The sequence below is a fragment of the Rhizobium mesoamericanum STM3625 genome (assembly GCF_000312665.1).
In the GTDB taxonomy this organism is placed as follows: Bacteria; Pseudomonadota; Alphaproteobacteria; order Rhizobiales; family Rhizobiaceae; genus Rhizobium; species Rhizobium mesoamericanum.
In genome coordinates this window covers 3,884,802-3,910,965 of the sequence record NZ_HF536772.1, presented here as the reverse complement: position 1 = coordinate 3,910,965, position 26,164 = coordinate 3,884,802, and the positions used below count along the sequence as shown (strand labels likewise).

Below are 26,164 nucleotides of genomic sequence, written 5' to 3'. Positions count from 1 at the left end.
GCGATCGTGACCGTTATAGGTATCGCCGCATCTGCTTTCAACGCAGCATTAGGAACTTGGCGATATTTATTGGAAAATAGTTGGTTTTCAGCGCTCAGCGCCGATCATAGACTACGAATTTGTGGGGTAGCTATCCTTGTTGCCGGCCGACACATCGCTCGTCTCCATCACCTTCCAGATCGCTGTGTCAATCGCAGGAAACGACGTATCCCTTCGAGGAATATTTCGACATGCGTCACGCACAGCCGGTCGGCTACCTTGACGGCCTGCGCATAGATCTGCCCGCCAGGTAGGAAAAACTAGGCGCCGCCCATGACGGTTGCAAAGGCGGGCAGGCCGGGGAGCATCGCCGGATCCGCCTCCAGCGATGAAGAGAACCTCTGCGCCAGGCAGGGCCTCAAACGAATTACGGTAGATGGCGACCACCCGTTCCCGCTCGTCACGAGGTAGAAATTGTGGCCACGAAGCCGCGCAGGAAATGCACCAAACATCTCGACCGAATCTAGTGGTCCTAGCAAAGGAAACGCCCATTTCGGCAGCGGTTCCAGACTTCCAACTGAGCCGATCAATCGTCGTTTCCGACAAGCAGTCATCGAGAAATCGGGGCGTCTCTCTCAAGCTTGCGGGCATACTCGGTCAGCGGATAGCACAGCAAAAAGAAGATTGCAGCGACCAGGCCGTAAACCTTGAAAGGTTCGAACGTCGCATTGTTTATCGCGTTTGCCGTCCTCATCAGTTCCTCGAAGCCAAGAATTGACGTCAATGCGGTGCTCTTGATCAGCTGCACCAGAAACCCGACGGTCGGCGCACGGGTTATCCGGAACGCCTGCGGTAGGATGATAAGCCGCAGTTCCTGCAGACGGTGAAGACCGAGACTTGCGCCAGCGTCCCATTGTCCGCGCGGAAGTGCCTCAACGCCGCTCCGCCAAATCTCGGCCAGGTAGGCACTTGCATAGAGCGTGAGGCCGCAAACGGCTGCGGTCCATGGCTCAATCCGGAACCCCAACATCGGCAACCCGAAAAACATCAGGAAGAGCTGCATGAGGAGCGGTGTTCCCTGAAACAGCGCGATGTAACCTGACGCGAGACGCCTCGGCCAAAAGGCCTTCGATATCCGAGCGAAGAGGATTGCGATGCCCACCGTCGCTCCACCAACAAAGGCGGCGATCGACAAAAGGATCGTCCAACGCGTCGCGAAGGCAAGGTTGCGCACGATATCCCAGAACGTGAACTCGATCATGATATTCCCGCTCCGAGATAACGGCGACCGCCAGCGATCAGCAAACGCCTGAGGCTTGCGGACATGGCAAGATAGATCATGGTCACGACAAGATAGGTCTCAAATGAACGAAACGTACGGGCTTGCAGCAGGTCGGCCTCTTGCGCCAGTTCTCGAACGGAAATCTGTGAGACCACGGCCGATTCCAGCATCATGATAACAATCTGACTTGTCAGCGCCGGAAAGATAATCTTGAGCGCCTGGGGCAAAACGACTTTGAAAAATACGTGCCTGGGTTTCAGCCCGAGCGCCAGCGCCGCTTCTCTTTGCCCTTTAGGGATAGCATCAAGCCCCGCGCCGACCACCTCAGTCGTGTAAGCTGCCATGTTCAGTGTCATGGCGAGTATGGCTGCGGTCACGGGGTTGAGATGGATTCCGAGACTCGGGAGGCCAAAGAAGATGAAGAACAACTGGACCAGGAACGGTGTGTTGCGGACCACTTCAACGTAGATGCCAACGGCCCGGCGCAACCAGACGAACCGACTTCTTCGCGCAGCAGCGCCAAAAACACTAAGTACCGTCCCGAAGACGGTGGTGCAGGCAATCAGCAAAAGCGTCATTCCTGCGCCATATGCAAGCGCTCCCGCGCCGCCCCAAAGCCAATCGAAGCCAAGGCTATAGGTCATCGCTACTCCTTTCGCGGCGGGGAGCAGTCATGCGATCAATCCTTCAGATTTTCAGGGTTGAGTGGCGTTTTCAGCCAGGCCTGGGAGCTTGCGTCGAGTTTCCCCTCGGTGATCATCTTGGCAACCACGTCGTTGACGGCGTTCTTCAGGCCATCCTCGCTCTTGCGCAGAGCGATGTGCGACGGCGACGTCAACAGCTGGAACTTTTGCTCCGGCTTCAACGCGTCCTGTCGAGCCAGCACCTGCGCTCCAACGTCGTTTCCGACCACCATCAACTGAGTTTGACCGGAGATGAAGGCCTGGATGACGGAATTGTAGTTTTCGAAGCGCTGGATCGTTGCCGATGCCGGGGCCGCGGCCGTCAGGGAAGTGTCTTCGAGCGTACCACGGTTAACGGCAATCGTCTTATCGGCGAGGTCATCCTTGCCTTTGATGGCAACAGCGGCTGGCCCTATGACCGCGATATAGTACGGCGCGTATGCAGCGGCAAAATCGATGACCTCGGCACGCTCCTTGGAATAGCCGACACTCATGAGAATATCGACGCGCTTGTCGTTCAGATAGGCAATTCGGTTCTGGCCGGTAACGCTTACCAGGTTGAGCTTCACGCCCAGACTATCGGCAATGCTCTGGGCGACGTCTACATCATATCCCTTGAGGCTCATATCGGCGCTGGCCGACGAGAATGGCGGAAAGTCGGAGAAAATGCCGACGCTGATTTGGCCAGCCGCCTTGATGTCGGAAAGGTCGTCGGCGTGCGCCGACACTCCGACCAGAGCAAATGCCGCGGCAGCGGTGAAGGTTCTTGCTAGTTTGCTGATTTTCATTTGCGTTCCCTTTTTTCTTGGTTCTGAATTTAAAGCGTAATTCCCACCTGTTACGTGCTCCGTCCGCGCGTTGATGGACTGAACATTGCCAGGCAAAGCAGTTCGAACAGGACCTGCGCGGCTATCTGGGCAGTATTGGTGGTCGCGTCATACTGGGGCGCAACCTCAACCACGTCCCCACCGACGAGATTCACTCCTCGGAAACCGCGCAACATGGCGAGAACCTCTCTCGGAAGAAGTCCCCCAACCTCGGGCGTCCCGGTTCCCGGCGCGAAAGCGGGATCAAGGCTGTCGACATCAAAACTGAGATAAGTTGGACCGGAGCCGACGACCTCGAGCGCGCGGGTTATCACCGCGTTGATGCCCATCTCCGCGACTTCCTCGGCGTGTATAACCGTCATGCCCGAAGCAAATGAGAATTCCCAGAGGTACTCTGCTCCTCCTCGGATGCCGATCTGAATCGTTCTTTTGGGATCTAGGACGCCGGCAAGGACGGCCTCACGGAAAGGCGCCCCGTGATGGAATTTGGACCCCTCGTAAGTTCCGGCCGTGTCGCAATGGGCATCGATGTGAATCATTCCCACAGGAGTCCGGCTCGCTAAGCCCTTGAGGATGGCACCGGAGATGGAATGATCCCCACCGACCGACAGGGGGATCACCCCGGTATCGGCGATCATGCGGTAGATGGACTCGATGTCCGCATGGCAACTAGCAAGATCAAAGCGGCTTCTCATCGGAACGTCGCCGACGTCAGCTACCTTGAGCTTTCCCATCGGTGCAACCCGCATGACATGCTCGTAGGGCCCAACACGTTCGATCGCCCGAACGGCCCTCGGACCCAACCGTGAACCAGCTCGATTGGTGACGCCAAGGTCCATGGGTACACCGATTAGGGCCACATCGAGTGCCTTAAGCACATCCGGTCGAATGCCGCCTTCAATGAACGAGGCACCAAGGAATGTCGCAGGGTCGGCAAACGGCCATTTCCGGCTGTCGCCATCCTTGAAGACACTTGCCGCAACTTCGCGAAAATGTGGATCGTGCATTTCACCGCCGGCCGAATTGCCGAAGCGAAGTCGAAGGCCCTCAAGAAAATCCTGGTCAATCGTCACGGTAGGCTCCCGGTTGTGATCCGATGCGAGATCATTGGCAAGGCGACCGACCTTTACAACCGTGATATTGCGTGAGGGGATATAACGGTTGCTGATACCCTCGCTTCCGAAACGTTGCCGTTCAACGACTGGATCGTTCAATAACGCTTGATCGGCCAAAGGCTGCTCGCTGCCCTCGTTCTGGATGGGCTTAGCCTCGGCGCGCCCGTTGCACCCGAACGGGAGATCGTCCAATGTCGGTTCTTGCTGCCGTGTCGCAAGTTTCGCCGGCGGTTCAACGTAACGAAGACACTGCGAAATGCTTAATCTCGACCCATATCTGTTACGGGCATTCCTGACGGTCGCCGAAATTGGAACGGTCAATGGCGCGGCAGTCAAATTGCACAGAACGCAAGCGGCAGTGAGCATGCAAATCCGCAAGCTCGAGGACCTGGTTGGGGTAACGCTCTTTTCCCGATCCTCCAAGGGACTTGAGCTCACGGCTCACGGCCAGATGCTGGTGGCCTACGCGCGAGAGATCGTATTGCTAAGCGACGAGGTCGGCCGTCGGCTCACCGGAAAGATACTCCAAGGGCGCATCCGTCTCGGGGTCGTCGAGGACTTCGCCGCCAGTAGACTGATAAATATCCTTCGTGATTTCAGGGCCCAGAATCCCAAGGTCGATATCGATATAATTGTCGAGCCCAACCGGCGTCTGGCAGAGATGTTCGAAGAGGGAAAACTCGATATTGTCGTTTGCGATATCACCGTCCTCAGCCGAAAACCCATCCTGATCTGGACCGAGTATCTGACATGGGTTGTCCGATCGGATTTCGTGGTCGACGCAAGCAGACCGCTTCCGGTGATTATGTTTGATGAGAGCTGCCCCTGGAATGTCCGCACCGTAGCAACGCTGTCGCAGCGAAACATAAAATGGAAGACGGCCTGCGTCGCGTCCACATTGGTTGCCATGGCAACGGCGGTAAGGGTCGGCATAGGTGTTGGCCCCATGCTTGAAGCCACGATTCCGGAGGGGTGTCGCGCCCTTGACAAGTCCGCCGATCTACCTGGCGCTGTGCGGGTCGAGATTGGATTTTATGCCCAGTCGGAGGCATCCGAAGGCGTCAGATATCTCGTTGAATTCGTGTCACGGCACACCGCGATGGCGGACCGCCCATAACGTCTCGTTATAGCCGTGAAAAATAAAAAGGCCTGTTCAACTGGTGTGCTGGCTGCAATTTGGCCTCGGTGGCAGCAACACACCGATTGAGCAAGGAAACTGGCCGATGGCAATCAAGCACTCGCCCTTCGACGAGGCGTCACCACTCCAGACAGTCCGTATCATCGGTCAGATTGCCAGCTCCACTCTCGGAAGCAGCATCGGTACACAGGCCGCCGAGATTCTTGATCGCATTGATGCCCTCCTCAAGGAGGCGGGCACGGACAAGTCAGAACTAATCCAAGCCAACTTTTGGCTACGCGACCTCACGTCTTTTGACGAAATGAACGTCGTTTGGGAACGGTGGATAACAGCAGGAACGACACCTCGGCGAACCACTTTCGAAGATCACAATCTACCGCCCCTATGCGACCTTCGGGTCGACGCGATCGCTTGGAGCATGACCAAAAATTCCGGTCCGTCGCAGGGGGTGTAGCATTCGCTCAAGCTTCGTAGGCGTCAGATCAAAGTCGACCCTGCGCCTTGATGCTACTGGTAAGCTGGCGCTTTGCAGCGCCTGTAATACGCCTCCAGCAGGCAAAGCTTACTTTACATCGGCGGTATCGCACCAGCTTCAATAAGCAGACGGCAGTCAGCAGCTTTGAGAATTCTTGAATGAATTGGAGGGGCGTGCGAGCGAAGTCATAAGTTTGCAGCGCTGGCAACTGGTATTTTTTGGTCTGATGTTGCCGGACATCGATTATCTGGCGATATTTATCGGAAAATAGTTGGTTTTCAGCGCTCAGCGCCGATCATAGACTACGAATTTTGTGGGATAGCTATCCTTGTCGCCGGCCGGCACATCGATCGTCTCCATCACCTTCCAGAGCGCTGTGTCAATCGCAGGAAACGACGTATCCCCTTCGAGGGATGTTTCGACATGCGTCACGCACAGCCGGTCGGCGAGATTGACGGCCTGCGCATAGATCTGCCCGCCCCCAATGATGCAGATTTCGTTTACACCACTTTTCCTGGCAATTTCCTCGGCAAGGTTGACGGCCTCAGTGAGCGAATTGGCCGTATGGACATCCGGATGCGCTGTCGCGGCCAGCTGTCGGGAGATCACGATATTTGCCCGCTCGGGCAACGGCTTGCCGATCGAGTCATAGGTCTTTCGGCCCATGATAACAGGTTTGCCAAGCGTCACAGCCTTGAAGCGCTTGAGATCGGTGGAAAGCCGCCATGGCATGTCACCATCGCGCCCGATGATGCCGTTCTTAGAGACGGCGACCACGATGGTCTTGCGAATTTCAGACATCAACCTCTCCGATCAGACCGCGATCGGTGCCTTGATGCTGGGGTCGGCTTCGTAGCCGACCAACTCGAAATCCTCGAACCTGAAGCCGGAGATATCCTTCACATCGGGGTTGATCCGCATGAATGGTAACGGTTTCGGAGTGCGCGTCAGTTGCAGCTTCGCCTGCTCGAAGTGGTTGTGATAGAGATGCGCATCGCCGAGAGTATGAACGAAATCGCCGAGCTGCAGGCCGGTCACCTGCGCCACCATCATCGTCAGCAGTGCATAGGAGGCGATGTTGAATGGCACGCCGAGGAAGGTGTCCGCGGAACGTTGATAGAGCTGGCAGGAAAGCTTGCCGTCGGCGACGTAGAACTGAAACAGGCAATGGCACGGCGGCAGGGCCATGTCATCAACCTCGGCAGGATTCCACGCGGAAACGATATGCCGGCGTGAATTCGGATTCTTGATGATGCCGGCGATCAGGTTCGCGATCTGGTCTATGTGGCCACCATCAGGCGCGGGCCAGGATCGCCACTGCGCGCCATAGACCGGCCCCAGATCGCCATTCTCGTCGGCCCATTCATCCCAGATCGAGACGCCGTTGTCCTTGAGGTAGCCGATATTGGTGTCACCGCGCAGGAACCAGAGCAGCTCGTGGATGATAGAACGCAGATGCAGCTTCTTGGTCGTCAGGACCGGAAAGCCTTCCTGTAGGTCGAACCGCATCTGATAGCCGAACACGGAACGGGTGCCCGTGCCCGTGCGGTCCCCGCGATCGGTTCCGTGTTCCATCACGTGCTTCAAGAGATCGAGATACTGCTTCATTGTTCGCCGCCGATTCCGTTATCTACCCATTTAGACGTTTTGGCCGGCAAAACCAATCGCAGCGCAATCTTTATCCCGGCAAAACGCGCTGAAGCCTGTGACCGGAGGCGCTTTCAGGTTATCGTAACCTTGGCACGCCTCCCTGTGTTTGGCGCGGGGGCACTCCATGGGGATCCAGCACGATCAGCATACCAGCGGCAACGCCCGTCTTCGACGAACCGCAAGTTTGGGGGAAATGATGGCAGAGAGTCGGGTACGATTGCAGCTGCGAACGGAGCTGCGGGACCAAGTATTCGCCGAACGTGATCAGCCCATTGGCGACTTCGCCTTCAATGCGAAGGTCGCTGATGTCTTCGACGATATGGTCAGCCGATCCGTACCGTATTACCAAGAGATGCAGCGGATGGTTTGCGAGCTGGCGCAAGACTTCGCCAGACCAGGGACCAATCTCTATGACATAGGCTGTTCGACCGCGACGACATTGCTCGCGCTCGATCGAATGATCTGTCCGACCGTCAATTTCATCGGGGTCGACAATGCTCCTGACATGCTGGAAAAGGCGGCACAGAAAATCGCGCACACAGACACGCAGCGACCCATCGAGCTGAAAGTCGTCGACCTTCACCAGGGTCTCCACATGGAGAACGCTAGCGTCGTCACCATGCTGCTCACTCTGCAATTCATTCGCCCTCTGTTTCGAGAGCGCGTGATGAAGATGATCTTCTCCGGCCTGAACGATCAGGGCTGCCTGCTGCTAGTCGAGAAGCTGACCAGCGAGGACACGGTCTTCAATCGCCTGTTCATCCAGCACTATTACGATTTCAAGCGCCGCAACGGCTACTCGGAAATCGAGATATCACAGAAACGCGAAGCGCTTGAAAATGTGCTCATCCCCTATCGGCTGGAAGAAAACATGCAGCTGCTGAAGGAAGTCGGATTCCGCAGCGCCGAGGTGTTTTTCCGCTGGTACAACTTCTGCGGCATCGTGGCCGTGAAATAGGGCTGAGCACCAAGAGGAAGGCAACCGCAATCCTTGTCGGGAACTTCGTCTGCAAATACTGCAATCAGATGTTAAGAGAAGTTTGGCGATGCCTATCGAGCCCACTGTCGGGATGTTTCTCGCTGGATGCTTCATTTCAGTAACTTCGCGCGGGCGACTGAAGGCATGGTCTTCAATGTGAACCGCGTGATCGCGAAGGACTATTCGACTGTCTCAGCCGCGCTGCTGGCTGCCCTCCTGATCGAAATCTACCGGGCTGTTGTTGGCGGCAGCCAATGACCTGCCCTTCCCTTCATTCCTCTGCTTGGCTTACTTGTTGCGACAGTAGGAGCGGCCACCGGAATTGTCAGTCTCATCAAGAAGCGTGGCGTCTTCAACGATCCAAAGGCCGTCTCGTAGGCGCAGTGGCTGGCGACCTCCTTGCCTTCCTGCCTTATGGCACGGTTTTGTGACAACACCTCTTCCCATCCGAGACGGAAAACACTATATCAGCCCTGCCGGTCCTCGGGCCGGCTATGGCAATAAATGAGCGGTGTAATAAACCTATTGGACCCGGGGGCGGTACCCGGCGCCTCCACCAAAAACCGGCGGGCTTACAGTGAGATGGCCGGCTTTTGATGGGGGCGAAACAGGATCGACAAGGGTGTAAAGATCGTCTTTTTGCTCGGCATTGTACCGCCGTTATCGGGCTAAAATTGTAGTTGCAAACGACAACTATGCGGAAGCTCGTCTCGCTGCTTAATCGCGGTGTGACACTTCAAATAAAGCCCTAGTGGTTCGCACCTCTAGGCGGGGTCCGAAGGCACCTGGCAACAGAAGCCTTCACCTTCTCCCTTGCGCGCAAATCATGTATGGTTTGGTCAAGCATGACTCGGCTCAGGCCTTTTCCAGGGCGTCTTGGCATGCCATACAGCCTTGGGAAACGAGTCCGAACCAAAGAAAGACAGGAAAGCATGGGGCAGGATCACATCCGTTACGACATTCTGGCACAGGACGCACTGCGCGGCGTCATCCGCAAGGTTTTGTCTGAAGTTGCCGCGACGGGCCGCCTGCCGGGCGAGCATCACTTCTTCATCACCTTTCTCACCGGCGCGCCGGGTGTTCGCATTTCGCAGCACCTGAAGGCAAAGTATCCCGAGCAGATGACCATCGTCATTCAGCACCAGTTCTGGGAATTGAAGGTTACTGAGACGTCCTTTGAGATCGGCCTATCCTTTTCTGATGTTCCAGAAAAGCTCTTCATTCCGTTCAACGCCATCCGCGGGTTCTACGATCCCTCCGTGAACTTCGAACTGGAATTCGACGTGCCTCTCACTGACAGCGATGAGCTTCCGGCCGCCGAAATAACCGCTTATCCGGTGGCGTCCGAGAAGTCTGAGGAAACGCCCGCTACCAAAGCGGAGGGTGAGGAAAAAAAGCCCGGTTCGGTCGTCTCGCTCGACGCCTTCCGAAAGAAGCAGTAGAACCAAAGGGAAGCAACTGCTTCCCTTTTTTCAATTCCGATCGAGGCCATCCGTGACCGCCGAAGTCGTCAATCTCCGTCAGTTTAAAAAGAAGCAGGCCCGCGCTGAAAAGGAGAAGCAGGCGGATCAAAACCGCATCTCTTTCGGCCGCACCAAGGCTGAAAAGCAGCTCACGAAGGCCCTGAACGAGAAAGCCGAGCGCTCTCATCAACAAGGCAGGATCGAGAAACCCGAAGACGACAAATGACGGTCCGGAAAAACGGAAAGGATTCCGGGATCAATCAGTTGGGCGGTTTTCTGCACTCACCTCCTCAGCAACTTGAATCGAATTCTCAATCCCTGTGATGATCCGCAAGCACTCCGCGACCCTGCACGGACACCGCACCAGCTTCTCCCTGGAGGACGAATTCTGGATTGAGCTGAACAATATCGCCAGGGCGCGCGCTATTCCGCTAGCAGCGCTGATTTCCGAGATAGATGATCAGCGGCAGCCGGAGGGCAACCTCTCGTCGGCACTGCGCGTCTATGTGTTTCATTGGCTGAAATCCGACAGCAGTGGATAGTTCAATTCCCTGGTTTGGGAAGGCTGAGCATCTGCTTCGCGCAATGCCTATTGCGGCATCTGCACGCCCGGAAGCCCAGGTATTGTTTTGAAATTGAGCGAGTTTTCAGGCGGTATGGCAAGCTGCTCCTGCGCCCGCCGAGCGGCATCTGCTGCAGCCTTCTCTTGCGCTGCCCTGGCGCGTGCTTCTGCGTCGGCCTTGGCCTTGGCTTCCGCCTCAGCCTTTGCCTTCGCTTCGGCTGCTTGTCTTTCTCGCTCGGCCTGTGCAGCCAAAGCTCTCAGACGCTGCTCTTCAGCCCGCCTCTGTGCCTCGAAGGCGGCAGCCTTCTGGCGCTCTGTGTCATTGAACTTGTAGAGAGCGACTTCGCGGCGCAGTCGCTGCTTCTCCAGAATGTTCGATTGTAGACGCTCGACGCGCCGACGCTCACGCTCGAAGGCGCGCAGCGACAGGAAGCCGGTGATATCCGTGACATCGATGGTCCTGCCCGGCGATGCAAGCAGCCCGGAGAAATCGAGGCGTATCGCCGGCTCGGCGCCGGGAAGCATCTCGCTGCCCGGATTCAGCGCAATGTTAAGCGAGGCGTTGATCCGCTGCTGGGGCAGATCGATCTGACCGTTGCCGACCACCTTTGCCTGATCGGTCGCCGCGCTGACGTTCTGAAAGCGCAGGATCCCATCCGTCACATTGAAGGGAATGGCAGTTGGCGGCAGCTTAGCTTCGCCATTGTTGAGCAAGGTTTCAACAATGGGATGGACCTTACCGGCATTCAGCTGATCCTGCATCGGATCGGTGGCGGCCAGCAATGGCGCCAGCATGCCAAGATTAAGCCCACGTACACTGAGATCCCCGAGCCTCACTTCACCGGAGCCGTTCAGTGAACCAGCGATGTCCTTCATCGACTTCCCGGAGGCTTCCAGAGAAAGTGCCAGTCCGAACTTGCCGTTCGCAGCCGGAGCTCCGTCGCGCGGCCAGACGACCCCGGCGAGGTCCGCGTCCGCCAGAGCCAGCTTTGTCTGGAAGAAGCCCGTACCATCAGCATTAGTGAACAGCACACTGCCATTCAAGCTGCCGCCATCCCAGGCGCCCTTGATGTCGTTGAGCTGCAGTTCGTCGCCCTTATAGGCCACATTGGACGTGAAATCCGAAATGGGACCCGGCCAGCCAGGAAAGAATTGCTTTGCGGAAAGCTTGAGGTTGACGTCGATATCCTTGAAAACTGGCAGGCCAAGCGCCGCTTTCGACAGATCCCCTGTCGCCGCATCCGTCATTGGACCGTAGACAGCCTCTCCGAGCCACGCGGCATCGGCCTTGGACAGCGCCAATTCGCCCTTCGCCGTTGTCTTCTCCGCTTTGCGGTCGACGGTCAGCGCGCCTTTGAACTCGTTGTCGGCGGCATGTCCTGCGATGTCCGCAAAAGCGATCTTGTCACCATCGATGGTCGCGTTCGTCGTCAGCTTGAACGGCAAGCCTGTACCCATCTGCGGCATGGCGATACCGTTCATGACAAGATACGGATCAAGGTCGGCGCTCTCCAGCGATACCGCAAGCTGACCGTTCATAAAGGCTTGCGGGCGGACATCCACTTTGCCACCTGCGGTAAATGAAGTGCGGTCGGTGGCAAATGTCAGCTGCGCGTCGGCAGGATCCGTCCCCTCGGCCTGCACCTTCAGGGTCAGACGGCCGTTGGCATCTGCATCGACTGGCAAGGGATCGAGACCGGCCTGTCCAAACAGGATCGAGGTGACGCTATTCTCAAGCGTTGCCTCAAGGTTCGTCGTGCCCTTGTCTGTCAGCGCAAGGAGATCCGACATGCGGTAGTCAAGATTGACGCGGCTTCCATTGCTCACCCCTGCCAATGTCAGGGTCAGGCCGTCACCCTTGTCGCCTCCGAGCGTCAACGCTCCGCGCAGCGCGGTATTGGTGTACCACGCGGCATTGCGCACAAGCCTATCCATGACCGGATGCGGTGGCAGATGTTGCTTGAGCATGGTGAAGAACGAGCCCGGATCGGCGGACTTAAAGGTGATTTCTCCAGAGCCCTTGTAATCCAGCAGCGATCCCTCGGCGCGACCTGTTGCTGTCACCTCGGCACCCGCCAGGTTCTTGACGGAAAGCTGTTCCACCGCAAGAACGCCGTCAGCAATTGCAAAGCTTGTCTCGACATCGGCGGCCTCGACGCCAAAGGCCGTGAACTTGTCGGCCTTCAGACGCGCGTGAATCTTGTGATCGAGCACGTTGTCGCCGGCATCCTGACCGGTGAACAATCCGACAAGCGCACGCAGCGCATCCAGATCAAGCGCGTCGCCGGCAAGCGCCACGTCAAGTGTCGGGGCCTGATTGGCCACCACCTGACGATCGAGCCTGCCCTTGAGCGTCGCCTGTCCGACGGCAATTTCCAGGTTGCTGAACGTCTGGCGGTCATGAGTGAGGCCGACATCCGCCGAAAAGCCCGCTTGGCGCAATTGCCGGATCGCGGGATCGACAGAGCCCGCAAGCCATGCCGCAAGACCGCTGGGCTGATTGGAGGCCACCGTGATCCGCCCGTCGAAGGATGCCTGCCCCTGCAGATTGAGCTTGCCCTGGCCCTCGACCTGCGTTCGTCCGGGAAGCGTGCCGACAACATTGTCGACCACCCAACCCTGGCCTGCCGGTGCGACATCGAGCTGAACGTCGCGGATCGTTGTGTCTCCAGCGACGATCGCGGGCAACCGGACGCTTGCCTTCCCCGGCACCTGCGGCACTGGGATTTGTGAAACGATCTGGATCAGCGCGTTAAGCCGCTGTCGGGCGGAAAGACTGGGATCACGGTTGGTCTTGCCGTTCACCCCCTGATTGCCGATACGATTGACGTCGATCTGCTGGCCATTTGCAATCAGCAGGAATTGCGGTTTGCTTCCCGTGTCGAGCGTCGCCTCACCGGTGACGACATAAGGATCATCCGTCGGTCCGACCTCCAGCCGATACTCCGGTATTCGAACGCTTTCATTGGTGAGTTCGAACTTGCCTTTCAGCCGCGGAGGCACATCGGTCTTGTCACTCTTCCTGCCACTTCGGTTCTCGATGGATGCAGAAATCATTCCCTGATAGTTCGGCCTGCTGTCCACGAGCTTCAGCTCGCCGTCGAGATCGACGGTCACCGGCTGCTTGTCGGGCTGCAGCCGCGTGCCCATCCGCAGGACTCCGTTTTCGTCCGGCTGACCGCTGGCGATGCTGAAGCTGCCATGCGCGCCGTCCAAGGCAGCATCACCTTCGATCCGCCACGGCCCGGCAAGCGACTTTGCCGACATCTCGGCGTTCAAGCCGGTAACGTGCCGCGAGCGCCCCGACTGATCGTCGATGAACTGGAGATCACCGCCAGTGACATGAACGTTTTCGAGAACAACCGTTCTCGCCGGAATTTCAGGCCGGCTGCCACGCGTCCAGTCGAGCGTGCCGTCCTGCAGAAGTCTCAGCTTCACCTTCGGGTTGACGACGCGCATGTCGAAGATCAATGCCTCGCCCGACAGGAAAGGCGCAAGTTCCGCGTCCATGGAGAATTGCTCGATCTGTACGATCGGCGATCCATCCAGTTCCTGGCCAACCCGTACATCATGCAGTGTCACGGAGGGAAACGGCAGCAGGCGCGCATCCACCGCGCCGTGAACAACGACCTTCTTGCCGATGATCCGGCTTGCCTGATCCTCGAAATTTTTTCGGAAGTCGGTCCAGTCGATAAAGAGCGGCGCCAGCAGCGCCACGAACAGCGCCACGACAATCACTCCGCCCAAGAAGACGAGGAACCGGCCTACCAACTAACAATTCTCCATTTGGGAATCCATCGCGGACACTAGAGCATGATACCGAAAGCTGTGAAGCAGCTTTCGGGCAACATCATGCTCTATTTACTTGATTTGGAGATGAATTCGCTCATCGCCAATCAATCTCCCGTAGCGTCAATCTTGGCCGGCCTACAACTCCGGTGGAATTCTCGATTTCAGGCGCGGTGGAATATCTTTCCAGGGTTGAAGATGTCGTCCGGATCGAGCGCTTTCTTGACCTGGCGCATCAGCTCGACGGTCCCCCCGAGTTCCTCTTCAAGGAATGCCATCTTGCCCTGGCCGATGCCATGCTCACCAGTGCAGGTACCATCCATTGCCAAAGCGCGAGCGTTGAGCCTGCTGACAAAGGATTCGGCGATCGCAATGCCCTCCTCCGTTTTGTCGTCGAACAACAGAAGCACATGGAAGTTCCCATCACCGGCATGCCCGACGATCATGGCCAGCAAACCATGTTCCTCGATATCGGCCTGGGTTTCGCCGATGCAGTCGGCAAGACGCGAAATCGGCACACAGACGTCCGTCGAGAGCGCCGCCATCTCGGGCGCCAGCGCGCGCGACGCCCAGTAGGCATCGTGGCGTGCCTTCCAAAGCTTGCTGCGGTCCTCGGCGTTGACGGTCCACGAGAACTCACCGCCTCCGCATTCAGAGGCGATCTCGGCAAACTGCTCCGATTGCAGGGCAACGGTTTCATCCGAGCCGTGGAACTCGACAAAGAGCGTCGGTTTTTCCTCGTAGCTGAGTTTTGAATAGGCATTGCAGGCGCGAATTTGCAGCGCATCGAGAAGCTCGATGCGGGCAACCGGAATGCCCAACTGGATGGTCATGATGACAGCATCACAGGCAGCGCGAACGGTTGGGAAAGCGCAGACACCGCCGCCGATCTTCTGCGGAATACCCTGCAGCCGCAACGTTACAGAGGTCAAAATGCCCAGCGTTCCTTCCGCGCCGACAAAGAGCCGGGTCAGATCGTAGCCGGCGGACGACTTGCGTGCGCGTCGCGCGGTGCGGATTTCCTCTCCGTTGGCTGTGACCGCGGTTACTGCAAGCACATTGTCCTTCATCGTGCCGTAGCGCACGGCATTCGTTCCCGAGGCGCGTGTCGAGGTCATGCCGCCGATCGAGGCGTTGGCGCCGGGATCGATCGGGAAGAACAGGCCGGTATCCCGGAGATAGGTGTTCAGCTCCTCGCGCGTCACGCCGGGCTCGACGGTACAGTCGAGATCCTCGGCGTTGACTTCAAGAACCCGGTTCATTCGGCTGAAATCGATCGATATACCGCCGTTGGGCGCATTGACCTGCCCTTCGAGTGAAGAGCCCGTGCCGAAAGCAACGATCGGCACCTTGTGGTCGGCGCAGACCTTGACTGCAGCCTTTACGTCATCGGCACTCTCGGCAAAAAGCACGCCGTCGGGGAGCTGCGCGGGAATGTAAGTGGTGGTATGTGCATGCTGGGCACGAAAGGCTTGACCGGTCTGGAAGCGCTCGCCGAACCTCTGTTTCAGAACGCCGATCGCGGCAGCGATGCCAGCCTCGTTCCGTGTTCCGGTTTTTGCATCTTTGAGCGCCATCTCTTTGATCTCCTTCGCCTTCGCTGCCGGGAGGCAAGTTGGTATGAGACAAGAGACAGCGCCTGTCTAGTACAAGATTGGGCAGAACTGTTCCCTGCCGAGTGCCGTCTAGACCAACGGCGGATTGAGCCGCGCGAAGCCCTCCTGTCTGCGGTAGGGGAAGTAGGGATAGGCTGCGGTCACGGCACTTGCCTTGTCGAGCTTTTCCACTTGTTGCTTCGACAGTGACCAGCCGACGGCACCGAGATTCTGCCGCAGTTGCTCCTCGTTGCGCGCGCCGATGATGACGCTCGAAACAGTTGGGCGACCGATCAGCCAATTGAGCGCGATTTGCGGAACGGTCTTGCCCGTCTCTTCGGAAATCTCAAACAGCGCCTCGACGATATCGTAGAGCTTCTCCTCATCGACCGGCGGGCCGTATTCCGCCGTCTGATGCAGCCGACTGCTCTCCGGCAACGGTTGGCCACGCCGGATCCTGCCGGTGAGGCGGCCCCAGGCAAGCGGGCTCCAGACCAATGCGCCGACGCCCTGATCGGCAGCAAGCGGCATCAGTTCCCATTCGTAGTCGCGTCCGGCAAGAGAATAATAGACCTGATGCGCAACATAACGCGGATAGCCATGCCGCTCGGCAATGCCGAGCGACTTCATCAGCTCCCATCCCGCGAAATTGGAGACGCCGACGTAGCGGATTTTCCCTGCAGCAATCAGCCCATCCAGCGTTGCGAGTACCTCTTCGATGGGTGTCGAGGCATCGAATGCATGAAGCTGCAACAGGTCGATATAGTCCGTCCCAAGCCGCTTCAATGCCTCGTCTGTCGAGCGGATGAGGCGCGAGCGCGATGTTCCCCACTCGCCAGGACCATCGCCCATCGGCAATGCGATCTTGGTTGAGACCAGCACAGCGTCGCGCCGCCCAGCGATCGCCTGACCAAGAACTTCCTCGGAGGCGCCGCCCGAATAGACATCTGCGGTGTCGAAGAGATTAACACCCGCTTCCAGGGAAATGTCGATGAGGCGCCGGGCTTCGGCCGCGTCCGTATTACCCCATGCGCCGAAGAGCGGGCCAGAGCCTGCGAACGTTCCCGCCCCAAAGCTCAAGACCGGCACCCTAAGGCCCGATCCCCCGAGATTTCTATATTCCATGATCTGTCTCCTGTTGTGGACTTCAGAAGAGATAGACACGAAATCTACCGTGATATAGATTGCCGAAAGGAAACCCATCCGTGAATTGAAGTCATCGTGAGCAGGCAAGACATCAATCGCTCCGGGGAAATGGAAGTCTTCGTGCGTGCCGTCGAACTCGGCGGCTTTACCGCCGCTGCTCGCGCCTGTCGCATGACACCATCCGCGGTGAGCAAGCTTGTGGCAAGGCTTGAGGCACGCCTTGGCGCTCGCCTCGTCAACCGTTCGACCCGCAAGCTGCATCTGACACCCGAAGGCTGCGCCTTTTACGAGCGCAGCGTTTCCATTCTTGCAGATATAGCGGAAGCCGAACGCTATGCGTCCGCCGGCGAACAGGCCACGGGGCCCATCCGCATCAATACCAGCGCCTCCTTCGGCCACCATATTCTTGCGCCGCTGGTTTGCGAATTTCTGGCGCTCAATCCCGCCGTCACGCTCGACATCTCGCATACCGACGCCGTCGTCGATCTGGTCGAGGATCGAGCCGATGTCGCGATCCGCGCCGGACCGCTGAAGAGCTCCAGTCTCATTGCGCGCAAGCTTGGCTTTACCCGCAAGCTGATCGTAGCATCGCCGGATTATTTGAAACGCGCGGGCGAACCAACGACCATCGCCGACCTGAAGCGTCATCGCCGCGTCGGCTTTTCCTATGCGCGCAGCGTTCAGGGCTGGCCCTTGCTCGATGGTGGCGAGATCATTGCGCTGCCGATTACGCCAGGCGTCCAGGTGGGTGACGGCGAAGCGATGCGCTATATGGCGCTATCAGGTGCAGGCCTTGCCCGCCTTGCGAGCTTCACCGTTCGCGCCGATATCGAGGCCGGGCGGCTGGTGCCGGTTCTCGAGGACATCAACCCCGGCGACATCGAGGAATTCTACGCCGTCTACATCGGCCAGGGCGGCCCGCTGCCGGCCCGCGTGCGGGCGCTGCTCGACTTTCTGGCTGAGCGCGTCAGCCTCTGACACTGCAAACCCTGCAGGATTTCGCAATTGACCCATTCCTCGACTGGCGCCTATATCGGCGCATTTCCTCCGGTCTCTCCGGCCGGTTTCTTTTGAGCCAGTGCTACCCCGTGTTTCGACTGATCGCGGTTCCGCATTGGCTAGACATGCATGGGAATCATGCCATTGCACGACGCCAGCCGCTTCTTTCAAAACGCCAGCCTGCCACGATGGATGCTCTTGCTCAGCGTCTCAACCCTGCTGGTAGTTGGCCTAGAAATGCTTGGTCTTCCGGCCTCGCTCCTGATTGGCCCGATGGTGGCGGCAATTATCCTTGCCCTATCCATCGGCAAGGGATCGCTTCAAGTGCCGCGCTGGCCACTCATCTTCGGCCAGGCGCTCGTCGGTTTTCTGATGGCGCGCGCCATCACCGTCGATATCCTGAAGACCATGGCGAGCGACGCACCACTCTTTCTCGCGATGATCTTCTCCGTCATCGTCGCGGCGGCCGGCCTTGGCTGGTTGCTGAGCCGTTGGCAGGTCTTGCCCGGAACGACCGCGGTTTGGGGTTCCTCGCCAGGGGCAGCCTCCGCAATGGTTATCATGTCCGAAGCCTATGGCGCCGACGCCCGGCTCGTTGCCTTCATGCAATACCTGCGTGTGGTCTTCGTCGCGGTGGCAGCCTCGGTCGTCTCCCGCCTGTGGGTAGCCGCCGATGGGGGTGAACCGCCACCGTTCATCCTCTTTCCTCCGGTCGACTGGCAGGCGCTCGCCGCCACTGTCGCGCTCACGTGCCTGTGCGCCTACATTGCTGTGCGCTTTCGCGTGCAAGGTGGCACGATCACTGTGCCGCTGGTGGTCGGCTCGCTGCTTCAGGGCTTCGGTCTGTTCACCATCGAGCTTCCGCCATGGCTCCTGGCGATCAGCTATGCCCTGATCGGCTGGAACATCGGACTGCGTTTCACCCGTGGCATCGTCATGCACGCGGCTCGTGCCCTGCCCCGCGTGGCTGCGGCAATCCTGCTGCTGATGTCAATTTGTGGCTGCATGGCCTTTGCCTTGCACAAATTCGCTGGCGTCGACCCGCTCACGGCCTATCTTGCCACCAGCCCCGGCGGCGCGGATTCCGTGGCCATTATCGCAGCGTCGAGCGACGTCGACGTGCCCTTCGTAATGGCGATGCAAACCGGCCGCTTCCTCGTCATCCTGTTTACCGGCCCAATGCTGGCACGCTTTATCGCGCGCCTATCCGGCCTTGCGGAGAAGCCCGTCTAAGGCTCGCCCATTGGCCGGGCGTCATGCCATAGGCTTTCTTGAAGTGGCGGGTCAGGTGGCTCTGGTCTGCAAAGCCGGTGGCCGCCGCCACATCCGAAAGCCCGTCGCCCGCACCGATCATGGCGCGCGCCTGCTGCAGGCGCCGCATGAGCAGGTAGCGATGGGGGCTTGTCGCAAAAGCGGCTCTAAAGTGGCGCGAAAGGGAAAAGCGGTCGAGGCCAGTGACAGTCTCCAACTCGCCGGATCGCACAGCTTCCGTGGCATGCGCTTCGAGATAATCACGCGCCAATCTTGCCCGCTGCCACGCCACATTTCCGAGTGGACGCTCCGGGGTCTTTGCATGCTTTGCGAGGGCGCCGGCAACGCGCGAAACGAAATCGTCGACGAATAACTCATCGAGTTCGCGATCCAGCTCGCCAAGCGCTTCGAGCAACGTACCTGCCAGCAGGGGGTCGCCGATCACAGGCTCGGCAACGAAAGGCAGCCCGATCTTTTCCTTTTCCAGGCATTCGCGCAGCAGCGCCGGCTCTAGATAGAGCATGCGATATTGCAGCCCGTCATCGCTACCAGCTCCACCATCATGCTCTTCATCCGGATGCAGCACCAGCACCTGCCCCGGCATGCTGAAGCGACGCGCGCCGCGATAGGAGAACGTCTGCACACCCTTCATCGTGACGCCGAGAGCATACGTATCGTGTCGATGCGGCTCGAACGCCTTTCCAGAAAACCGCGCTTCCATCCGCTCGATGCCGGGAAAGCCCGACGCAATTACGATCCCGTCTGCGCCGGGTTGCGTGCACAAACGTTCAAGACCCTCGAAGGCATGGCTGTTTACATCCTGATCCAACGCGACTTTCGAACCCGCATGAAAGAGACTGGAATGTTTGATACCAAAATTGCGATCGTCCTGCGAAACAATCTTGCATCCTGGCAGAAGCTGAATGTCACTGCTTTCCTGATGAGCGGGATTGCCGGACAGAACCCCGAGATCATCGGTGAAGCGTACAAGGATCGCTCAGGCAATTTCTACAATGCGCTGTCCATCCAGCCGATTATCGTGTTGTCGGCTGAAGGCGAGACGCTATCGGCAATTCACCGCCGCTCCCTGGATCGCGGCATAACCTCGTCGCTGTTTATTGAGGAGATGTTTGCGACTGGCCACGACGCCGCCAACAGAGCCATCTTTGCCGAATTCGCACCTGACGATGCCAAGGTCGTCGGCATAGCCATCCGCGCCGAAAAGAAGATCGTCGACAAGGTCACCAAGGGTGCGACGATGCATCAATAACGAAAACGGCCGGGCATTGGCCCGGCCGTTCTTCTTGACTGAAATGTGGATCAGCTCTGGGTGACAGGCGCGATCTGGACTTCAACGCGGCGGTTTTGCGCGCGACCAGCTTCCGTGGCGTTGGAAGCAATCGGCTGCGACGGACCGAAACCGACAGCAGAAACACGGCGTGGATCGATGCCCTGCGTCCCGAGATAGTCGGCGACCGACATGGCGCGGCGCTGCGACAGGTCCTGGTTGTGCTGCAGGCTGCCGGTGGAGTCGGTGTGACCGTTCACGTCGATCAGCGTGCGGTTGAACTTGCGCAAGACGATCGCGACCGAATTCAGCGTCGGGTAGAAGCCGGCCTTCACGGCATCCTGGTCGACATCGAACGTGATGTTGGACGGCATGTTGAGGATGATATTGTCGCCACGGCGGGTAACAGAAATTCCTGTTCCCTGGAGCTGGGCGCGCAATTCGGATTCCTGCTGGTCCATGTAGTTGCCGATCGCACCCCCTGCGAGCGCGCCAACGCCGGCGCCGATCAGCGCAGCGTTGCGGCGTCCAACCGGCGAGCCGCCGACAGCCAGGCCGGCAAGCGCGCCCACGCCGGCACCCAGCAGCGCCCCACCTGACGTGTTCGACATTTTCTGCTCGCCGGTATAGGGGTCGGTGGTGGTGCAGGCACTGAGGTAAGTTGCAGCAACAGACAAAAGTATGAATTTCTTGATCATGGACAGGCTTGTCTCCAATTCGGTGTTGATGCGACCAGTATTAAGGATTGCGGCAACAAGATGAAGCAGGCGCTCCAGATACGGGAAACCGGGAAAAATACACAGCGACTGCGGATCGCAAGCCACAGTGGCAGACCGAGCCGCCGATCGCCCGCCTGTATGCGGACGACAGACCTGTTGCAGGGACGACGGCTAGAAGTTCTCAAAGAGCTGCCGAACCTTGTCGTAGCTCGCGTTGGCGATGTTGAGCGACTGCAGGCCGAGTTGCTCCTGCGTTTGCAGGGCGCGTAGCCGGCTCGACTGCTCCTCCATGTCGGCATCGATCAGGCGACTGATGCCGCGGGAGTAGGAATCGTCCAACGACTGCGCGAAATCGCTCTGGATTCCAATGCGCTTTTCGAGCGCGCCGAAGGCCGAACCAACCGTCGTCATCTGGTTCAGCATCATGTCGACGACGGTGATCATTTCCTTCACCTGCGCCTGTGTCGTCGTGCTGGAAACGCCGATCTCCACCTGCCCCGTAGTGTTGCCGGCGCTCTTCAGCATTACGTAGTTCTGCGACGCGCCAGCCTCGGTGGCAAAATACTGCGAGGTGAGAGCGCCGTATTCGCCCGATCCCGTCGTGCGGTCATCGATCAGATAGCGCGCATCCTTCGAACTTGTCGCCCCAACCGGCGCCAGGTCGACCTCATAGCTCAGTGTATCGATTTTGACGCTTCCGTCGGAATAGCGGATGAAGGAGGAAGGGATCTGCCTGGGCTTCGAGGGATCCGAGGAATCGTCGATTGCAACCCAATTGTCGCCATTGAAGGTCGCCGATTCGGCAACCGAGCGCAATTGATCCTTCAGGTGAGTAATATCTGTATTGATCTTGTCCTTGTCGACGCCGGACTCGGTCGCCGCGACGAGCTTTGCCTTGATCTCGCTGACAAGATCGATTGCATTATCGACTGCATCGTAAGCTGTCCCCATGGTCGCGGCCGCAAGGCCAAGGGCGTCACGAATGGCCGACTGGGCTTTCTGGTCGGTCTTCAGCGTCGAACTGATCGCCCAGTAGGCACCATTGTCGGACGATTTTTCCACTCTGAGGCCGGTCGACACCTGCCTTTGGGTCTTGGTCATATCGCGACCGATGTCACGCAAAACGTAAAGCGCGGCATCCACCGAAGTGCGCCGATAAATGCTCAAGGTACTGTACTCCAAACACAACAATACACTGATACACGCAAACCGCACCACGAACGCTCATGTCCGGGGGCGCCCGCACCGGCGCCGGAGCGGTCCCCCGAAACGCTGGAGGACCTATCGGTTTCTGCTCGAATGATTGCCGCTCATGCTTAAAAAACATCTAAGCTTCAGAGGAAATTCACCCAATCCTACAACTTTTCATAAGCTATAAGTCACTGCGTTCATCTGCGAGAGCGGCTGCCTTGCTGATTTTGTCGCCTGAAGCCGGCCCGCTTTGACACCGAGAGCCCCAGGGCCTGTGCCCCATCCGACAATTTGCTGGCGTTGCTGCCCCTGCAAGCGGATACCAAAACTGAGGACAGCCGGCCCGGAGCGGAATGAAAGCAGAACATCTTTTCTGGTCTTTCCAACCCGAATCACTACATTACGCGCCATGAGCAATAGTTTCGACGATATCCCTTTCTTCGATGAAGAGCCGGGCGAGCCGCCGCGCAAGCAGCCAGCCCCTGCCGCTCCTGCCGCCGGAGGGCTCGCCGCCCGTGCCATGGCCGCCCGCGACGGCGGCAGGCGCCCCGATTATCTTTCGGGTCTGAATCCGGAGCAGACCGAAGCCGTCGAAACGCTGGAAGGCCCGGTTCTCGTGCTCGCGGGCGCGGGCACCGGCAAGACACGCGTTCTAACAACCCGCATTGCCCACATCCTGAACACGGGCCGTGCGTTCCCCTCGCAGATCCTCGCCGTCACGTTCACGAACAAGGCTGCGCGCGAGATGAAGGAACGCATCGCCATACTCGTTGGCGGCGCTGTCGAGGGCATGCCCTGGCTCGGCACCTTCCATTCGATCGGCGTCAGGCTTCTGCGCCGCCATGCCGAACTCGTCGGCCTGCGGTCCGACTTCACGATCCTCGACACCGACGATGTCGTTCGCCTGATCAAACAGCTCATTCAGGCGGAAGGTCTCGATGACAAGCGCTGGCCCGCCAAGCAGTTCGCCGGCATGATCGACACCTGGAAGAACAAGGGCCTCGGCCCCGGAGATATTCCGGAAGGCGACGCCCGCGCTTTCGCCAACGGCAAGGGCCGCGAACTCTATTTCGCCTACCAGCAAAGGCTTTCCACACTGAACGCCTGCGACTTCGGCGATCTCCTGATGCATCCGATCGCGATCTTCCGGAAAAATCCGGACCTTCTGAAGGAATACCACGGCCGCTTCCGTTACATCCTCGTCGACGAGTACCAGGATACGAATACCGCCCAGTACATGTGGCTACGGCTGCTTGCGCAGCGTTCCAAGGGCGAACCGCAAAACGTCTGCTGTGTGGGCGACGACGACCAATCGATCTATGGATGGCGCGGCGCCGAAGTGGACAACATCCTGCGCTTCGAGAAGGATTTCCCGGGCGCCAAGGTCATCAAGCTGGAGCGCAACTACCGCTCGACGGCGCATATTCTCGGTGCCGCTGGCCATCTGATCGCCCACAACGAAGGCCGGCTCGGCAAGACCCTCTTCACCGACCGAAAAGATCCTGAAGACATCAAGGTCCAGGTGCACGCCTCATGGGATTCCGAGGAGGAGGCCCGCGCCATCGGCGAGGAAATCGAGCAGCTTCAACGCGGCGATGCCAGTGGCAAGCGGCATCTGTTGAACGATATGGCGATTCTGGTGCGCGCCTCCTTCCAGATGCGTGAGTTCGAAGACCGCTTCGTCACGCTCGGCCTCAACTATCGCGTCATCGGCGGCCCGCGCTTCTACGAACGCCTCGAAATCCGCGACGCCCTCGCCTATTTCCGCCTCGTCGCCCAGCCCGCAGACGATCTTGCCTTCGAGCGAATTATCAACACCCCGAAACGCGGTCTCGGCGACACGACGGTGCGCGCGCTGCACGATTACGCCCGTGCCCGCGACATTCCGATGCTGGCGGCTGCCGCCGACATGATCGAGACCGATGAGCTGAAGCCGAAGGCCCGCAAGGCCCTCTTCGACGTTATCCAATCCTTCCGCCGCTGGCAGGAAATGCTGGAGAACACGGCCCATACCGAACTCGCCGAGCAGATCCTCGAGGAGTCGGGCTACACCGACATGTGGAAGAACGACAAGTCGGCGGATGCGCCGACCCGCCTTGAAAACCTGAAGGAACTCATCCGCTCGATGGAGAGCTTCGAGTCCATGCGCGGGTTCCTCGAGCACGTCGCACTGGTCATGGACGCCGAGCAGAACGAAAATCTCGACGCCGTCTCGATCATGACGCTCCACTCCGCCAAGGGCCTGGAGTTCGATACTGTCTTCCTGCCCGGCTGGGAGGAAGGCCTGTTCCCGCACCAGCGCTCGCTCGACGAAAGCGGCCGCGCTGGCCTCGAGGAAGAGCGCCGCCTTGCCTATGTCGGCATCACCCGCGCCAAACGGCGCTGCCACATCTGGTTCGTCTCCAACCGCCGCATCCACGGCCTCTGGCAATCGACGATCCCGTCGCGGTTCCTTGACGAACTGCCGGAAATGCATGTCGAGGTTTCGGAGACGGAGCAGAGCTATGGTGGTTATGGCCGGGGCGGCTATGGCCAGTCACGCTTCGACAAGGCCGATCCCTTCGCCAACTCCTATACGACGCCCGGCTGGAAGCGCGCCCAGCAGAACAAGACTGACGCCACCCGTGACAATTGGGGCACCCGCTCCGGCCACGCCGTCGAACGCATCGGCTATGGCGAAAGCGGCCCGCGCGGCCGCACCATCGACGGCGAACTGGTGGCAAAATCCACCGCCACCGAGCCTTCCAGATTCAAAACCGGCGACCGCGTCTTCCACCTGAAGTTCGGAAACGGCAACATTGTCGAGATCGAAGGTAACAAGCTTACGATTGACTTCGATAAAGCTGGGCAGAAGCGCGTGCTCGATGGTTTTGTGGAGCGGGTTTCGTAGGCGAAGGCCCGCGACCCAATCACGCAGAAACAAATGCCACCAACGTCAGCACGGCTCTCCTCACCCTTTCGTGACTTCGCTTGCTGCCGTGCCTCCCTCATACTAAAGACGCGCGTACCGATCGCGGCAGAGAAGGAGGACGCTGATGAAACGCTATTCACTCGCTATGATCGCAGCCTCGCTGATGATTGCCATCGTGAGCAGTCCGACCATCGCATTTGCTTGCAGCAAGATCATTCTCGGATCCTGATAGCGACAGCCGCGCCGCTTGCCGCTGCTAGGACAGACTAAGGCCAACGCGACGAGCGGGCGTGGCGCCCGCTCACCCCAGCATCGGCATCGACCCCAGCCCCATTATATCGTTGAGCAATGCGAGCCCGATCCCGGCGGCGACGATCGCGATCCCGATTAGAAACAGCCGCCTGGCCCGATCATATTTGGCGGCGATCAGCGAATCGCGGGCGAGCAGATCTGCGAAGACCTTGACTTGCACGGCAATCCCGACCGTCAATAGCAGCATTGGCAGGATATCGATCCGGCTCCAATCATTCGGATTAGAAGCCCAGTGGCTCATAAAACTCAGGGAGAAACCGAGGATGATGCCGGCAGCTGTCAGCGAGCCATTACGAAAGGTCGCGTCGATCTTCTCCTCTGGAGAGGGCTCGGTCACTGGCTTTGGCTCTTCCTGATTCTCTGCAGCCATCAGGCGCAGCCTTCCGCGATAAAAGCCGCGCCGCGTTCTTCAAGCAGGCGCCGCAATACACTTCGATGGCAGTGATTTTCGTTCTCGCAATAGCAGCCGATTGAAAAATGGCTGGCATGCGAAAACGTGGCGAGCAGGTCGAGCACATGGCTCGCCTCCGGCACTTTCATTTCCTTCGTGAAGCTGCGCAAAAAGGCTCCCCATTCAGCGTCGGTGGTCGCTGCCTTCGCCGCGGTCACGAGCGCCTGGCTCGGCGAAAGGATTGGCAGCCAGACGTCATAAAAGTTGCGGCTTGCAAACTCTTCCTTCAGCACACCTCGGGGGGGTCGCCGAACGGTGCCGATGCGCACGCCCTCGCCCTCTGCCCGAGGCGAACCCAATTGCACGACACTGATAGCCACTGCTCCCTCCCTCAACCTGACGCGATATTTACCGCAAGG

Annotated in this window: 26 protein-coding genes, 1 other RNA gene and 1 pseudogene; 13 read left to right on the top strand and 15 right to left on the bottom strand. The window is 58.8% G+C overall.

The genetic code is table 11. From position 1 onward, the window contains the following. Nucleotides 1–94: 94 nt before the first annotated feature. A pseudogene (locus BN77_RS34870) lies at nt 95–293 on the bottom strand (dihydrofolate reductase); the annotation flags it as partial. Between the two features lie 19 nt (nt 294–312). Between BN77_RS34870 and BN77_RS33585 the strand changes: the two are divergent. Beyond that, the gene (locus BN77_RS33585) at nt 313–450 is read left to right on the top strand and encodes a hypothetical protein (protein ID WP_157224468.1); all 138 of its coding nucleotides are present in this window, start codon (nt 313–315) and stop codon (nt 448–450) included. Between the two features lie 139 nt (nt 451–589). Here BN77_RS33585 and BN77_RS19010 read toward each other — a convergent pair whose 3' ends face one another. Genes BN77_RS19010 through speB form a run of 4 tightly spaced genes read right to left on the bottom strand, consistent with a single transcriptional unit; the run spans nt 590 to nt 3,844 of the window. Next, nucleotides 590–1,240 carry an amino acid ABC transporter permease gene (locus tag BN77_RS19010; RefSeq protein ID WP_007534886.1) on the bottom strand — a complete coding sequence of 217 codons (651 nt, stop codon included), beginning with the start codon at nt 1,238–1,240 and terminating at the stop codon, nt 590–592. Further along, on the bottom strand, nt 1,237–1,905 hold the full coding sequence (locus BN77_RS19005; RefSeq protein WP_007534884.1) for an amino acid ABC transporter permease: 669 nt from the start codon (nt 1,903–1,905) through the stop codon (nt 1,237–1,239). The genes BN77_RS19010 and BN77_RS19005 overlap by 4 nt, the downstream gene beginning before the upstream one ends. Before the next feature lie 35 nt (nt 1,906–1,940). Further along, nucleotides 1,941–2,732 (bottom strand): transporter substrate-binding domain-containing protein, encoded by a 792-nt coding sequence (locus BN77_RS19000; RefSeq protein WP_007534882.1) that lies wholly within the window; start codon nt 2,730–2,732, stop codon nt 1,941–1,943. Between the two features lie 50 nt (nt 2,733–2,782). Next, on the bottom strand, nt 2,783–3,844 hold the full coding sequence (speB, locus tag BN77_RS18995) for an agmatinase (protein ID WP_040677948.1): 1,062 nt from the start codon (nt 3,842–3,844) through the stop codon (nt 2,783–2,785). Between the two features lie 298 nt (nt 3,845–4,142). Between speB and BN77_RS18990 the strand changes: the two genes are divergently transcribed. Both BN77_RS18990 and BN77_RS18985 read left to right on the top strand, forming a co-directional pair. Then, entirely contained in the window at nt 4,143–5,003 is an 861-nt protein-coding gene (locus BN77_RS18990; protein WP_007534877.1) for a LysR substrate-binding domain-containing protein, read from the top strand. 106 nt (nt 5,004–5,109) lie between these two features. Further along, the gene (locus BN77_RS18985; RefSeq protein ID WP_007534875.1) at nt 5,110–5,478 is read left to right on the top strand and encodes a Rid family hydrolase; all 369 of its coding nucleotides are present in this window, start codon (nt 5,110–5,112) and stop codon (nt 5,476–5,478) included. Between the two features lie 306 nt (nt 5,479–5,784). Here the strand turns inward: BN77_RS18985 and BN77_RS18980 are convergent, their stop codons facing one another. Next, nucleotides 5,785–6,300, bottom strand: coding sequence for a dihydrofolate reductase (locus tag BN77_RS18980; protein WP_007534873.1), 516 nt, complete (start codon nt 6,298–6,300; stop codon nt 5,785–5,787). A 12-nt stretch (nt 6,301–6,312) separates the two neighbouring features. Further along, nucleotides 6,313–7,107, bottom strand: coding sequence for a thymidylate synthase (locus BN77_RS18975; RefSeq protein WP_007534871.1), 795 nt, complete (start codon nt 7,105–7,107; stop codon nt 6,313–6,315). A gap of 259 nt (nt 7,108–7,366) precedes the next feature. Between BN77_RS18975 and cmoA the strand changes: the two genes are divergently transcribed. From cmoA to BN77_RS18950, 6 genes are all read left to right on the top strand, one after another. Further along, nucleotides 7,367–8,107: a carboxy-S-adenosyl-L-methionine synthase CmoA gene (gene cmoA / locus BN77_RS18970; RefSeq protein WP_244426195.1), complete on the top strand. Its 741-nt coding sequence runs from the start codon at nt 7,367–7,369 to the stop codon at nt 8,105–8,107. A 126-nt stretch (nt 8,108–8,233) separates the two neighbouring features. Next, on the top strand, nt 8,234–8,386 hold the full coding sequence (locus BN77_RS33580; RefSeq protein WP_157224467.1) for a hypothetical protein: 153 nt from the start codon (nt 8,234–8,236) through the stop codon (nt 8,384–8,386). Nucleotides 8,387–8,564: 178 nt separating this feature from the next. Next, nucleotides 8,565–8,934: a transfer-messenger RNA gene (ssrA, locus tag BN77_RS32265) on the top strand. A gap of 126 nt (nt 8,935–9,060) precedes the next feature. Next, on the top strand, nt 9,061–9,570 hold the full coding sequence (locus tag BN77_RS18960) for an SspB family protein (RefSeq protein ID WP_007534863.1): 510 nt from the start codon (nt 9,061–9,063) through the stop codon (nt 9,568–9,570). 52 nt (nt 9,571–9,622) lie between these two features. Further along, nucleotides 9,623–9,817 carry a DUF4169 family protein gene (locus tag BN77_RS18955; protein ID WP_007534861.1) on the top strand — a complete coding sequence of 65 codons (195 nt, stop codon included), beginning with the start codon at nt 9,623–9,625 and terminating at the stop codon, nt 9,815–9,817. A gap of 97 nt (nt 9,818–9,914) precedes the next feature. Next, entirely contained in the window at nt 9,915–10,133 is a 219-nt protein-coding gene (locus tag BN77_RS18950) for a ribbon-helix-helix domain-containing protein (protein WP_007534859.1), read from the top strand. A 47-nt stretch (nt 10,134–10,180) separates the two neighbouring features. Here BN77_RS18950 and BN77_RS18945 read toward each other — a convergent pair whose 3' ends face one another. From BN77_RS18945 to BN77_RS18935, 3 genes are all read right to left on the bottom strand, one after another. After that, nucleotides 10,181–13,924 (bottom strand): AsmA family protein, encoded by a 3,744-nt coding sequence (locus BN77_RS18945; protein WP_007534858.1) that lies wholly within the window; start codon nt 13,922–13,924, stop codon nt 10,181–10,183. Between the two features lie 182 nt (nt 13,925–14,106). Further along, nucleotides 14,107–15,519, bottom strand: a complete 1,413-nt coding sequence (locus BN77_RS18940; protein ID WP_007534856.1) for an FAD-binding oxidoreductase — start codon at nt 15,517–15,519, stop codon at nt 14,107–14,109. Nucleotides 15,520–15,627: 108 nt separating this feature from the next. After that, nucleotides 15,628–16,662: an aldo/keto reductase gene (locus BN77_RS18935; RefSeq protein WP_007534854.1), complete on the bottom strand. Its 1,035-nt coding sequence runs from the start codon at nt 16,660–16,662 to the stop codon at nt 15,628–15,630. A 96-nt stretch (nt 16,663–16,758) separates the two neighbouring features. On the opposite strand from BN77_RS18935, the gene BN77_RS18930 reads away from it, so the two are divergent. Further along, the gene (locus BN77_RS18930) at nt 16,759–17,661 is read left to right on the top strand and encodes a LysR family transcriptional regulator (protein ID WP_040677396.1); all 903 of its coding nucleotides are present in this window, start codon (nt 16,759–16,761) and stop codon (nt 17,659–17,661) included. Nucleotides 17,662–17,820: 159 nt separating this feature from the next. Beyond that, on the top strand, nt 17,821–18,915 hold the full coding sequence (locus BN77_RS18925; protein ID WP_208856445.1) for an AbrB family transcriptional regulator: 1,095 nt from the start codon (nt 17,821–17,823) through the stop codon (nt 18,913–18,915). Here the strand turns inward: BN77_RS18925 and BN77_RS18920 are convergent. After that, the gene (locus tag BN77_RS18920; protein WP_007534849.1) at nt 18,875–19,762 is read right to left on the bottom strand and encodes an AraC family transcriptional regulator; all 888 of its coding nucleotides are present in this window, start codon (nt 19,760–19,762) and stop codon (nt 18,875–18,877) included. The two genes, BN77_RS18925 and BN77_RS18920, sit on opposite strands and share 41 nt — an antisense overlap. A 33-nt stretch (nt 19,763–19,795) precedes the next feature. On the opposite strand from BN77_RS18920, the gene BN77_RS18915 reads away from it, so the two are divergent. After that, a complete protein-coding gene (locus BN77_RS18915) occupies nt 19,796–20,203 on the top strand; it encodes a DUF2000 family protein (RefSeq protein WP_007534847.1) in 408 nt (135 codons plus the stop codon). A 50-nt stretch (nt 20,204–20,253) separates the two neighbouring features. Here BN77_RS18915 and BN77_RS18910 read toward each other — a convergent pair whose 3' ends face one another. Beyond that, the gene (locus tag BN77_RS18910) at nt 20,254–20,919 is read right to left on the bottom strand and encodes a YiaD family glycine zipper/OmpA-like lipoprotein (protein ID WP_007534845.1); all 666 of its coding nucleotides are present in this window, start codon (nt 20,917–20,919) and stop codon (nt 20,254–20,256) included. 192 nt (nt 20,920–21,111) lie between these two features. Then, nucleotides 21,112–22,107: a flagellin N-terminal helical domain-containing protein gene (locus BN77_RS18905; RefSeq protein ID WP_007534843.1), complete on the bottom strand. Its 996-nt coding sequence runs from the start codon at nt 22,105–22,107 to the stop codon at nt 21,112–21,114. Between the two features lie 433 nt (nt 22,108–22,540). Here BN77_RS18905 and BN77_RS18895 point away from each other — a divergent pair, with 433 nt between their 5' ends. Beyond that, nucleotides 22,541–25,021 carry an ATP-dependent helicase gene (locus tag BN77_RS18895; RefSeq protein ID WP_007534840.1) on the top strand — a complete coding sequence of 827 codons (2,481 nt, stop codon included), beginning with the start codon at nt 22,541–22,543 and terminating at the stop codon, nt 25,019–25,021. A gap of 322 nt (nt 25,022–25,343) precedes the next feature. Here the strand turns inward: BN77_RS18895 and BN77_RS18890 are convergent, their stop codons facing one another. Next, nucleotides 25,344–25,691, bottom strand: a complete 348-nt coding sequence (locus BN77_RS18890; protein WP_040677943.1) for a hypothetical protein — start codon at nt 25,689–25,691, stop codon at nt 25,344–25,346. Nucleotides 25,692–25,723: 32 nt separating this feature from the next. Further along, nucleotides 25,724–26,125: a DUF488 domain-containing protein gene (locus BN77_RS18885; RefSeq protein ID WP_007534835.1), complete on the bottom strand. Its 402-nt coding sequence runs from the start codon at nt 26,123–26,125 to the stop codon at nt 25,724–25,726. Nucleotides 26,126–26,164 lie beyond the last annotated feature (39 nt).